15 protein-coding genes are annotated in these 11456 nt (G+C 70.8%); 14 read left to right on the forward strand and 1 reads right to left on the reverse strand.

Features of this window, described 5'->3' with window-relative positions; all coding sequences use genetic code 11:
* Positions 1 to 6: 6 nt before the first annotated feature.
* Positions 7 to 912, reverse strand: coding sequence for an SAM-dependent methyltransferase (locus tag ACFYX4_RS24815; RefSeq protein WP_389337310.1), 906 nt, complete (start codon positions 910 to 912; stop codon positions 7 to 9).
* A 193-nt stretch (positions 913 to 1105) separates the two neighbouring features.
* On the opposite strand from ACFYX4_RS24815, the gene proS reads away from it, so the two are divergent.
* The 14 genes from proS to ACFYX4_RS24885 all read left to right on the forward strand — a co-directional run bounded on the left by proS (position 1106) and on the right by ACFYX4_RS24885 (position 11456).
* A complete protein-coding gene (gene proS / locus ACFYX4_RS24820; protein ID WP_389337313.1) occupies positions 1106 to 2521 on the forward strand; it encodes a proline--tRNA ligase in 1416 nt (471 codons plus the stop codon).
* Positions 2522 to 2781: 260 nt separating this feature from the next.
* Positions 2782 to 3378, forward strand: a complete 597-nt coding sequence (locus ACFYX4_RS24825; RefSeq protein WP_389337316.1) for a hypothetical protein — start codon at positions 2782 to 2784, stop codon at positions 3376 to 3378.
* A 432-nt stretch (positions 3379 to 3810) separates the two neighbouring features.
* Positions 3811 to 4233, forward strand: coding sequence for a 30S ribosomal protein S16 (gene rpsP, locus ACFYX4_RS24830; protein ID WP_389337319.1), 423 nt, complete (start codon positions 3811 to 3813; stop codon positions 4231 to 4233).
* A 5-nt stretch (positions 4234 to 4238) separates the two neighbouring features.
* Positions 4239 to 4478: an RNA-binding protein gene (locus ACFYX4_RS24835; RefSeq protein WP_003973401.1), complete on the forward strand. Its 240-nt coding sequence runs from the start codon at positions 4239 to 4241 to the stop codon at positions 4476 to 4478.
* Positions 4479 to 4562: 84 nt separating this feature from the next.
* Positions 4563 to 5108, forward strand: a complete 546-nt coding sequence (gene rimM, locus ACFYX4_RS24840) for a ribosome maturation factor RimM (RefSeq protein ID WP_389337321.1) — start codon at positions 4563 to 4565, stop codon at positions 5106 to 5108.
* Positions 5105 to 5938 (forward strand): tRNA (guanosine(37)-N1)-methyltransferase TrmD, encoded by an 834-nt coding sequence (gene trmD, locus ACFYX4_RS24845; RefSeq protein WP_389337324.1) that lies wholly within the window; start codon positions 5105 to 5107, stop codon positions 5936 to 5938. Before rimM ends, trmD begins: the two co-directional genes overlap by 4 nt.
* 133 nt (positions 5939 to 6071) lie before the next feature.
* Positions 6072 to 6422, forward strand: a complete 351-nt coding sequence (gene rplS, locus ACFYX4_RS24850; protein ID WP_020138756.1) for a 50S ribosomal protein L19 — start codon at positions 6072 to 6074, stop codon at positions 6420 to 6422.
* 45 nt (positions 6423 to 6467) lie between these two features.
* On the forward strand, positions 6468 to 7184 hold the full coding sequence (lepB, locus tag ACFYX4_RS24855) for a signal peptidase I (RefSeq protein ID WP_389337327.1): 717 nt from the start codon (positions 6468 to 6470) through the stop codon (positions 7182 to 7184).
* Positions 7177 to 8271, forward strand: coding sequence for a signal peptidase I (gene lepB / locus ACFYX4_RS24860; RefSeq protein WP_389337330.1), 1095 nt, complete (start codon positions 7177 to 7179; stop codon positions 8269 to 8271). The genes lepB (ACFYX4_RS24855) and lepB (ACFYX4_RS24860) overlap by 8 nt, the downstream gene beginning before the upstream one ends.
* A complete protein-coding gene (gene lepB / locus ACFYX4_RS24865; protein ID WP_389337332.1) occupies positions 8159 to 9139 on the forward strand; it encodes a signal peptidase I in 981 nt (326 codons plus the stop codon). Before lepB (ACFYX4_RS24860) ends, lepB (ACFYX4_RS24865) begins: the two co-directional genes overlap by 113 nt.
* A gap of 95 nt (positions 9140 to 9234) precedes the next feature.
* A complete protein-coding gene (gene lepB / locus ACFYX4_RS24870) occupies positions 9235 to 10014 on the forward strand; it encodes a signal peptidase I (protein ID WP_389337335.1) in 780 nt (259 codons plus the stop codon).
* Complete coding sequence (locus ACFYX4_RS24875) at positions 10004 to 10528, forward strand: NUDIX hydrolase (RefSeq protein ID WP_389337338.1); 525 nt, start codon at positions 10004 to 10006, stop codon at positions 10526 to 10528. The genes lepB (ACFYX4_RS24870) and ACFYX4_RS24875 overlap by 11 nt, the downstream gene beginning before the upstream one ends.
* 56 nt (positions 10529 to 10584) lie before the next feature.
* Entirely contained in the window at positions 10585 to 10893 is a 309-nt protein-coding gene (locus ACFYX4_RS24880) for a DUF2469 domain-containing protein (protein WP_003965949.1), read from the forward strand.
* Between the two features lie 101 nt (positions 10894 to 10994).
* Positions 10995 to 11456 (forward strand): YraN family protein, encoded by a 462-nt coding sequence (locus tag ACFYX4_RS24885; protein ID WP_389337341.1) that lies wholly within the window; start codon positions 10995 to 10997, stop codon positions 11454 to 11456.

The raw sequence follows: 11456 nt of genomic DNA on the forward strand, positions 1-11456 counted from the left end.
CGGTGCTCAGGTGGTCCGTGCGATCAGGTACCGGAACACGTTCGGCATCCACACGGTGCCGTCCTTGCGCCGGTAGGGGTGCAGCGCCTCGGTGACCTCCTTGTCGACCTGTGCCTGGTCCGTCGCGGTGATCGCCGCGTCGAACAGCCCTGTCGACAGCAGGCCCTTGAGGGCGCTGTCCACGCCCGCGTACCCGAACGGGCAGGCCACGCGCCCGGATCCGTCCGGCTTCAGCCCGGCGCGGTGGGCGACCTCCTCCAGGTCGTCGCGCAGGGCGGGGCGCCAACTGCCCGTGTGGTGAACGGGTTCGGCCAGTTCGGTGGCGACCCGCAGCACCGTCGAGGTGGCGCAGCGCTCCGGCGGGCCCCAGCCGACGAGCACGACGGGGGAGCCTCGTTCGGCGAGCGGGGCGGCGGCCGCGAGCTGCTCGCCGAGTCCCTCGGAGTCGCCGGCGAGGCAGCCGATGGGCTCGAAGGCGGTGACGAGGTTGTAGGGGGCCGGCTTCGGGCCCGGCTTCGGGGCCGACTTCGCGTCGGGCTTCCCGCCTCGCGTCCCGTCGGCGAGGTCCCGCGGGGTGCCGTCGACGAGCCGGACGGGCTTGCGCGGGTGCGGGCCGAAGGCCTGCGGGACCAGCCGCTGACGGGCGAGGGACAGCCGCTCAGGGAAGGCGGCCTCGACGCCGGTGAGGGCGGCGCCTCTGGAGGCCGCCGTCAGCAGGGCGAGCCCCGAGCCGCAGCCGAGGCCCAGCAGCCGTGTGCCCGGCCCCACTTCCAGTCGCTCGTAGACGGCCTCGTAGAGCGGGACGAGCATCCGCTCCTGGATCTCGGACCAGTCACGCGCGCGTGCACCGAGGTCCGTGCGGGGCGCCGGCCCCGTTCGAGACCGGTGCCGACGCACGAGCGTAGGTGTCATGGAAAAGCGCCCCAATCCGCCGAGAGTTGCCGGTGATCGTTCGGGTGGCCCCGTCAGTGCGCTCGCACTCCCCGTATGCCAGGTAACTCCGCGGCGGGTTCCGCGTCCAGGGGTTGCGGAGCCCCGCTTGCGGTCGGTTCGCGGGTGTGGCGAGATTTCACATTCCGGCAACCTGGACCCGTACCATCGCGCCATGGCCAAGGCACCCGTTCTCACCTCGCGGGCGGACGACTTCCCCCGCTGGTACCAGGATCTGATCACCAAGGCCGAGCTGGCCGACAACGGGCCGGTGCGCGGCACCATGGTGATCCGACCGTACGGGTACGGACTGTGGGAGCGGATGCAGGCGGAGATGGACGCCCGCATCAAGGAGACGGGCACCCAGAACGCGTACTTCCCGCTGCTCATCCCGCAGTCGTACCTCACGCGTGAGGCGGACCATGTCGAGGGATTCGCGCCGGAGTTGGCCGTGGTCACGCACGGCGGCGGCAAGGAGCTGGAGGAGCCGGCGGTCGTGCGGCCCACCTCCGAGATGATCGTCAACGACTACTTCGCGAAGTGGGTGCAGAGTTACCGCGACCTGCCCCTGCTGATCAACCAGTGGGCGAACGTGGTGCGTTGGGAGCTGCGGCCCCGGCTGTTCCTGCGTACCTCGGAGTTCCTGTGGCAGGAGGGCCACACCGCGCACGCGACGTACGAGGAGGCCCGGGAGTTCGCCGCGCACATCCACCGCGAGGTGTACGAGGACTTCATGCTGAACGTCCTCGCGATGGACGTCGTGCCCGGTCGCAAGACCGTGAAGGAGCGGTTCGCGGGGGCCGTCAACACGCTGACGCTCGAAGGCATGATGGGCGACGGCAAGGCCCTTCAGATGGCGACCAGCCATGAGCTGGGGCAGAACTTCGCCAAGGCGTTCAACACCTCGTACCTGTCGAAGGACGGCCGGCAGGAGCTGGTCTGGCAGACCTCGTGGGGTTCGACGACGCGCATGATCGGCGCGCTGGTGATGATGCACGGCGACGACGACGGGCTGCGCGTCCCGCCGCGGCTGGCGCAGGTGCAGGCCGTCGTTCTCGCGATCAAGGGGGACGATGCGGTTCTGGCCGAGGTTGGCGCGGTCGGCGACCGGCTGAGGGCGGCCGGGGTGCGCGTCCAGATCGACGACCGCACCGACACGCCGTTCGGGCGGCGCGCGGTGGACTGGGAGCTCAAGGGGGTGCCGGTGCGCGTCGAGATCGGCCCCCGGGACCTGGAGAACGGCATCGTGATGGTGGCGCGCCGTATCCGGGGCGGGAAGGAGCCGGTGCCGCTGGACGCGCTGGCCGAGCTGCTCCCCGCGGTGCTGGAGGAGGACCAGGCGCTGCTGCTGAGGCAGTCCCGGGAGCGTCGCGAGTCCCGGACCACGGACGTGGCCACGATCGGGGAGGCCGTCGAGGCGGCCGTCGCCGGCGGCTGGGCGCGCATCCCGTGGGCCGTCCTCGGCGAGGAGGGCGAGGCGGCACTCGCCGAGCACGCGGTGACCGTACGGTGTCTGGTCGCCGAGGACGGGTCGGTGCCGCAGGACGGGGACGCGCCCGGTAACGTCGCGATCGTCGCACGCGCTTACTGAGACGGCGCCCTTCGGCGCGGGAGCGTCCGAAACGCCTCTTGCGCCCCTGCGGAAGTTCCGTCCCCCGGCGCGCGGACATCGTCTACGCGCCGGGGCGTATGGCTGGCTACGTACCACCTTGTTACGCCCTGTGAGGCTTCTCCGCAGATCAGCGCACCCGCCCTCGTCAGGACGCATCAGCGGCAACTGACGGGTACGTGCAAATTATTTGGGATGGCCCGGAATAGGAACACAGCGGCACCCCCGCTCGTTGTCATTACGTGAGCACGACACAGACACCACCTGTTCTCGCCGCAGAGCTGGCGCAGGCGTGGGCCGACATTCAGCGGTACCACCCCGAGCTGCCGGACCTTGCCGCGCCAGAGTCCCTGATCGGGGAGTCGTCGTCCGCCTGCGGTCACGAGCTCTCCTTCGAACGGCTGCTGCACGAGGCGGTCCACGGGATCGCCGCCTCGCGCGGCGTCCGTGACACCTCCCGGGCCGGCCGTTACCACAACCGCAGATTCCTCGCGATCGCCGAGGAGCTGGGCCTGGACCACCCGGAGGAGCCGCACCCCAGCAGCGGCTTCTCGCTGGTCACGCTCAACCCCGAGGCGAAGCGGCGCTACCGTCCGACGATGGAGCGCCTCCAGCGGGCCCTGAAGGCCCACCTGGCGGCCACCTCCGCCGACACCACCCGTTCCTTCCGCGGCCCGGCCGCCCGGCACGGCTCCTCCGGCGGCGGCGTCCGCGTCAAGGCGGTCTGCGACTGCGGCCGCAACGTCCGCGTCGTGCCGTCGGTCCTGGCCCAGGCCCCGATCGTGTGCGGAGGCTGCGGCAAGCCGTTCCGCATCCCGGAGATCGCGGGCGCGGCGTAGCCCGGCGAGCCACCGGCATCTCGTGGTTGCCGGTCGCCCGCGGCCCCGCCCGCAGCGCGACACGACTCATCGAACGGAACGCACACCGCCCGGGTCCGGCCGCCCGGGCGCGTGCGCCCTGCCCGCGCCGGCGCGGCGCGGGCGTCGCAGGCCTGTCCGCGGGACGGTGTGGTGGGCGCGGCGGCGACCTGTCGGCGTCCGGTTGCGCCAGGCCCCGGGAGGGACCTCGCCGGGTGACCCTCAGGCATGCGCCGGCGCACCCCGCGGCCCAAGGCGACCCGCAGGGTATGGCACAATGGCTAGCTGTACTCGACAGTCGCACAGGACCCCTCTCTCCTCCGGCTGACGCGTCCATCGGGCACTCGGGTACCGCAACCCCACGCGGCAATCTCGCCGTGCCCAACCACGTCAAAACCAGGAGAACCCACTCCCGTGGCAGTCAAGATCAAGCTGAAGCGTCTGGGCAAGATCCGTTCGCCTCACTACCGCATCGTCGTCGCCGACTCCCGTACCCGTCGTGACGGCCGTGCGATCGAGGAGATCGGCAAGTACCACCCGACGTACAACCCGTCGATCATCGAGGTCGACGCGGACCGCGTCGCGTACTGGCTGGGTGTCGGCGCGCAGCCGACCGAGCCCGTGCTCGCGATCCTGAAGAAGACCGGCGACTGGCAGAAGTTCAAGGGCGAGCCCGCCCCGGCTCCGCTGCTCGTCGCCGAGCCGAAGAAGGCGCGTCCCTCGTTCGAGGCCCTCGGTGGCGACGACGAGGGCAAGGGTGAGGCGATCACCCAGAAGAAGAAGGCCGAGAAGAAGGACGAGGCCGCCGCCGAGTCCTCCGAGTCGACCGAGGCCTGAGCAGCATGCTCGAAGAGGCGCTTGAGCACCTCGTGAAGGGCATCGTCGACAACCCTGACGATGTGCAGGTCGCCTCGCGCAACCTGCGCCGCGGGCGTGTGCTGGAGGTCCGGGTCCACCCGGACGACCTCGGCAAGGTGATCGGCCGCAACGGCCGCACCGCACGCGCCCTGCGCACCGTCGTGGGCGCCATCGGCGGCCGCGGTGTCCGCGTCGACCTCGTCGACGTGGACCACGTCCGCTGACGCATATCGCAGCACCGGCTCGGGCCGGGGAGGGCCACTGGGCCGTCCCCGGCCCGCAGTCGTCACGACAGGAGATCTTCGAAAGTGCAGCTCGTAGTCGCACGGATCGGCCGCGCCCACGGCATCAAGGGCGAGGTCACCGTGGAGGTCCGCACCGACGAGCCGGAACTGCGGCTCGCCCCCGGCGCCGTACTGTTCACGGACCCCGCCGCCGCGGGTCCGCTCACGATCGAGACCGGCCGGGTGCACAGCGGCCGTCTCCTGCTGCGCTTCGCGGGCGTCCTCGACCGCACCGGCGCCGAGGCCCTGCGCAACATCCTCCTCATCGCGGAGATCGACCCCGAGGAACTCCCCGAGGAGGAGGACGAGTACTACGACCACCAGCTCATCGACCTCGACGTGGTGACCGCGGACGGGGTGGAGGTCGGCCGGATCACCGAGATCTCCCACCTGCCTTCCCAGGACCTCTTCATCGTGGAGCGGCCCGACGGCAGCGAGGTGATGATCCCGTTCGTCGAGGAGATCGTCACCGAGATCGACCTCCAGGAGCAGCGCGCGGTCATCGACCCGCCGCCCGGTCTGATCGACGACCGCGCGGAGATCGCCTCGGCCAGGGACGACGACGCATGAGGCTCGACGTCGTCACGATCTTCCCCGAGTACCTCGACCCGCTGCACGTCTCGCTCGTCGGCAAGGCACGCGCGCGCGGACAGCTGAACGTCCACGTCCACGACCTCCGGCAGTGGACGTACGACCGCCACAACACCGTCGACGACACCCCCTACGGCGGCGGTCCCGGCATGGTGATGAAGACCGACCCCTGGGGCGACGCCCTCGACTCGGTCCTCGCCGACGGCTACGAGACCGGCGCGCACGCCCCCGCGCTCGTCGTCCCCACCCCCAGCGGCCGTCCGTTCACCCAGGAACTCGCCGTCGAACTCTCCGAGCGCCCCTGGCTGATCTTCACGCCGGCCCGCTACGAGGGCATCGACCGGCGCGTCGTCGACGAGTACGCCACCCGCCTGCCGGTGTACGAGGTGTCCATCGGCGACTACGTCCTCGCCGGCGGCGAGGCGGCCGTGCTCGTCGTCACCGAGGCCGTGGCCCGGCTGCTGCCCGGCGTCCTAGGCAACGCCGAGTCCCACCGGGACGACTCCTTCGCGCCCGGCGCCATGGCCGCCCTCCTCGAAGGGCCCGTCTACACCAAGCCGCCCGCCTGGCGCGGCCGGGAGATCCCCGAGGTACTGCTCAGCGGCCACCACGGCAAGATCGCCCGCTGGCGCCGCGACGAGGCGCTCAGGCGCACGACGGCCCACCGGCCCGACCTGATCGAACGCTGCGAGCCCAAGGCGTTCGACAAGAAGGACCGCGAGATGCTCTCCATCCTGGGCTGGTCCCCGGATCCGGAGGGCGAGCCCTACGGCCGATTTTGGCGCAGGACCGAGGGCGTGGAAGAATAGGCCGCTGCTGTGCGCCGTCCGGCGTGCGCCCCTGCCACAGGGGGACACGACGCCCGTCCCGATGCGCACGGCTCTCCTTCAGAACCTCTAGTGCCGTTGATGACCTGTGGCATCAGCGAAGAAAGCAGACGAAATGTCCCACCTGCTCGACTCCGTCGACGCCGCGTCGCTGCGCAGCGACATCCCGGCCTTCCGCCCGGGCGACACCGTCAACGTCCACGTCCGCGTCATCGAGGGCAACCGCTCTCGTGTGCAGCAGTTCAAGGGCGTCGTCATCCGCCGTCAGGGCGCCGGTGTCCGCGAGACCTTCACGGTCCGCAAGGTCTCGTTCTCCGTCGGCGTCGAGCGCACCTTCCCGGTGCACACCCCGATCGTCGAGAAGATCGAGCTCGTCACCCGCGGTGACGTGCGCCGCGCCAAGCTGTACTACCTGCGCGAGCTGCGCGGCAAGGCCGCGAAGATCAAGGAGAAGCGCGACAACTGAGCGCTCTCCGGAGTCCACGGCGCGGCCGGATAGCATCTGGCCTCGATGGACACCGAAGCACAGCACACGGAGCGCGACCGCTCCTCCGCGCCCTCCCCTCCCGAGCACACCTCGGAAGCGGCGGGACCGGAGGGACGGTCGCGTTTCGCGTTGGTGGCGCGCGTCACGGAGTGGGTCCCCGGCGGACGGATCAGTCTCACCCTGCTCGCCTGCCTGCTGTTTTCGCTGTTCCTCAACGCTTTCGTAGCGCAGCCCTTCCAGATTCCCAGCGGATCCATGGAAACGGGATTGAGGATCGGGGACCGGGTTCTCGTAAATAAGTTGGCGTACCGTTTCGGTGCCGAGCCGCGGCGCGGCGATGTCGTCGTGTTCGACGGCACCGGGTACTTCGGGCACGCCGACTACATCAAACGCGTTGTGGGTGTGGGGAGAGACCACGTGGTCTGCTGCGACAAGGACGGGAGGATCCAGGTGAACGGCCGACCGGTCGACGAGTCGACGTTCCTGTACCCGGGCGACAGCCCCTCCACGGTGCGCTTCGACGTCGTCGTGCCCGAGGGCGCGCTGTTCGTCCTCGGCGACCACCGAAGCGCCTCCAGCGACTCCCGCGACCACCTGGGGTCGCCCGGCGGCGGCATGATCCCCGTCGGGGAGGTCATCGGCCGCGCCGACTGGATCGTCTGGCCCTCCGCCCACCTGGCCCGTCTGCACCGCCCGAGCGCCTACGCGCGCGTGCCCGCCGGGGAGGGCGCCGATGGGTAACCGCGGCAAACCGCGCGGCGTGCCCAGCAGCGCCGCGGACAACCTCCTGCCCACCGGAGCCCGGCGTGCTTCCAGCCCCGGCGCCGTCGGCCGCTCGCGCACGGAGCGGCGCAAGCTCCAGCGCAAGGTCAAGCGCAAGCGCAGGCGGGGCGCGGTGCGGGAGATCCCGCTGCTCGTGGGCGTCGCCGTCCTCATCGCCCTGGTGCTGAAGACCTTCCTCGTGCAGGCCTTCGTGATCCCGTCCGGCTCCATGGAGCAGACGATCCAGATCGGCGACCGCGTCCTGGTCGACAAGTTCACCCCCTGGTTCGGCTCAAAGCCGCAGCGCGGGGACGTCGTCGTCTTCAAGGATCCCGGCGGCTGGCTGGAGGGCGAGCAGACCACCCCGAAGGCGGAGGACCCCGTCGGCATCAAGCAGATCAAGGAAGGGCTCACCTTCATCGGTCTGCTGCCGTCCGACGACGAGAAGGACCTCATCAAGCGGGTCGTCGGCGTGGGCGGCGACCGCGTCCAGTGCTGTGACGGCTCGGGGCGGGTCACCGTCAACGGCGTTCCCCTGAACGAGGGAACCTACATCTACCCCGGTGACGCCCCCTCGGCCACGCCCTTCGACATCACCGTCCCGCAGGGCCGGCTCTGGGTGATGGGCGACCACCGGGGCAACTCCGCGGACTCCCGCGCCCACCAGGACACCTTCGGCGGCACCGTCGCCGAGGACGGCGTGGTGGGCCGCGCCATGGTCATCGCCTGGCCCCTGGGCCACTGGAACTCCCTAAAGGAACCGCAAACCTTCTCCTCGGTGACCGACTCGGCCGTCGCGACGACCGCGGCCCCCGAGCTGTCGCATAGGGTTGCTCCCGACGATCCGAACGGAACGGTCCGACTCCCGACCCCTGCGGAACTCCCGCTCGTTATGGGAGTGGTGGGCCTGCGCCGTATGTGGGGCAGGCAGCGGCACAGAGTAAGGAGTTGGCGTGGGGGATGTGGCGGTTGGCGCACGGTCCGGGCACGACGGCGAGGAGTACCGCGGACGTCCCGTGGAAGCCGCCGACCCGGCTATGGACGGCGCCGTGACCTCCGGGAATGACTCCCCGGCGGCGGGCGGCGAGGGTCCCGGTGGCGGACAGCCCCCCACGACTGAGCCGGGGCCGGACGACGGCGCCCCCAAGGCGAAGAAGCCGCGCTCCTTCTGGAAGGAGCTGCCGATCCTGATCGGCATCGCGCTCGTCCTGGCCCTGCTGATCAAGACTTTCCTGGTGCAGGCGTTCTCGATCCCCTCGGACTCGATGCAGAACACCCTCCAGGAGGGCGACCGCGTCCTCGTCGACAAGCTCACCCCGTGGTTCGGCTCGGAGCCCGAGCGCGGCGAGGTCGTCGTCTTCCACGACCCGGACAAGTGGCTGGCGGGCGAGCCCACCCTCGAACCCAACGCGGTGCAGACCTTCCTCAGCTGGATCGGCCTCATGCCGTCGGCGGAGGAGAAGGACCTGATCAAGCGGGTCGTCGGCGTCGGCGGCGACACGGTCACCTGCAAGGGCACCGGCCCGTTGACGGTCAACGGCAAGGCCCTCGACGAGCCGTACGTCTACCCGGGCAACACCCCGTGCAGCCAGGACGAGCAGGGCGGCCAGTTCTCGGTGAAGATCCCCGAGGGCTTCATCTGGGTGATGGGCGACCACCGCCAGAACTCCCGGGACTCCCGTTACAACCAGTCCGACCGCAACCACGGCATGGTCCCCGTCGACCAGGTCGTCGGCCGCGCCATCGTCAAGGCCTGGCCGATCACCCGCTGGGGCACGCTGCCGGTGCCGGACACCTTCGACCAGCAGGGCCTGAACGCGCAGGCCGCCGCCTCCACCGCGCTGACCGTCGCCCCGCAGGGCCTCGCCCTCGCCGGCGCCGTCCCGCTGGTCCTGTGGCGCCGCCGCCGGACCGAGGACTCCGACAGCCGCTGAGGTCACGGCCTCGGCAAACCCTTTCCCAAGGATGGGTCCCCGGCCGACGGGGAAGGGCTGACCCGGCTCGGTACCCCCGGGTAGGGTGCGGACCCATGGGTGGCGAGAGCACGACGCGTACGGCCCCGCACAGCGGCGGTGGCACCAGCAGTGGCCCGGTGGGCAGCCGGACCGGACAGCGCCTGTCCGGCCTGGCCGTCGCGCTGGGCCTCGTGCTGTTCCTCGGCGGTTTCGGCTGGGCGGCGCTGATCTACCGCCCGTACACCGTGCCCACCGGCTCCATGACGCCGACGATCAACGCCGGTGAGCGTGTGCTGGCGCAAGTCGTGGACGGCGACGAGGTGCGCCGCGGTGACGTCGTCGTCTTCAAGGACACCGCCTGGGCCGACGCCCCCGTGGTGAAGCGCGTGGTCGCGGTCGGCGGCGACACCGTCTCCTGTTGCACGAACGGCAAGCTGACCGTCAACGGCAAGCAGATCGACGAACCGTATCTGCCCGCCGGCGCCCCCGCCGAGAGCAAGAGCATCCCCGAGGTGCAGGTCCCCGAGGGCCGGCTGTTCCTGCTCGGCGACGAACGCCAGGGCTCCCTGGACTCCACCGCCCACCTCGCCGACGCCGCCCAGGGCACCGTGGCCGTGTCCGCCGTCACCGCGCGCGTGGACGCCGTGGTGTGGCCCATGGACGGCCTGCTGAAGCGGCCCACGGGCTTCCAGGCGCTGGGCGCCCTCTCCGAGCCGGGCCCGCTGCGCACGATCGTCTCACTGATCGTCGTCGGCGCGGTGCTCGTCCTCGGCGGCGGCGCGTACGGCCCGGTCGCCAAGCTGGCCTCCCGCCGCCGCACCGGCCCGAGCGCGGGGGCCGCGGGTGTCCGCTGAGACGGCCGGCCCCGGCGTCGACACGTACGAGGGCGGGCTGCGCAAGGTGGCCCGGGTCGTGTTGCTCGATCCCGAGGACCGCATCCTGCTGCTGCACGGCCACGAGCCGGACGATCCGGCCGACGACTGGTGGTTCACGCCCGGCGGCGGAGTGGAGGGCGACGAGACCCGTGAAGAGGCCGCGCTGCGGGAACTCGCCGAGGAGACCGGCATCACCGAGGTCGAACTCGGCCCGGTGCTGTGGCGGCGGAGGTGCTCCTTCCCGTTCGCGGGCCGTCGCTGGGACCAGGACGAGTGGTACTACCTGGCCCGTACGACCGTGACGGCGACCCGCCCCACGGCCCTGACCGAACTGGAACGGCGCAGCGTCGCGGGAGCGCGTTGGTGGACGTGTCGGGAACTGGGCCGGGCACATGAGACGGTGTATCCGACCAGACTCGCCGAGCTGCTGAGCAGGCTGCTCGACGAAGGTCCCCCGGCCGGCCCCGTAACTCTTGACACGGAAATCGTCTAGCGGCTCACGGGACTGGCGCACAATGGTGGGATCGCACGGCTGAAGGGGAACATGCCATGAGCGCCGAGGACCTCGAGAAGTACGAGACCGAGATGGAGCTGAAGCTCTACCGGGAGTACCGCGATGTCGTCGGTCTGTTCAAATACGTGATCGAGACCGAGCGGCGGTTCTACCTCACCAACGACTACGAGATGCAGGTGCACTCGGTCCAGGGTGAGGTGTTCTTCGAGGTCTCGATGGCGGACGCGTGGGTGTGGGACATGTACCGGCCGGCGCGCTTCGTGAAGCAGGTGCGGGTGCTCACGTTCAAGGACGTGAACATCGAGGAGCTGAACAAGAGCGATCTGGAGCTGCCCGGCGGGTGAGTTCCGGGGCCGCCCGGCGGGTGAGCGTGCCCTGTGTGGGTGACCGGGTTGTCCACAACCGCTGAGTTACGCACCAAGATCCTTTTCGGTGCGGTGGTTGCGTGATCGTTGGTGCCGGAGGTGGTGCCGACATGAACGCGGACACGAACACGAACACGGGCACGAGCACAGGCATGGACGCCGGTGCGGGCACGAGCACGGATCTGGCGCGAGGCGCGCTCGGACGGTACGGCGAGGAGTTGGCCGCCCGGCGGCTGGCCGAGGCCGGGATGACGGTCCTGGAGCGCAACTGGCGCTGCGGCAGGACCGGCGAGATCGACATCGTCGCGCGGGACGGCGACGTCCTGGTCGTCTGCGAGGTCAAGACCCGCCGCCACGGCGGCTTCCAGCACCCGATGGCGGCGGTGACGCCGGACAAGGCCCGGCGTCTGCGCTGCCTGGCCGAACGGTGGATCCACGCGCACGGGGGAGCGCCACCGGGCGGCGTCCGCATCGACCTGGTCGGCGTCGTGCTGCCGCGCCGCGGGGCCGCCCTCGTCGAGCACGTGCGGGGGGTGGCCTGA

The sequence above is a fragment of the Streptomyces sp. NPDC002328 genome, from assembly GCF_042890065.1.
Classification (GTDB): Bacteria; Actinomycetota; Actinomycetes; order Streptomycetales; family Streptomycetaceae; genus Streptomyces.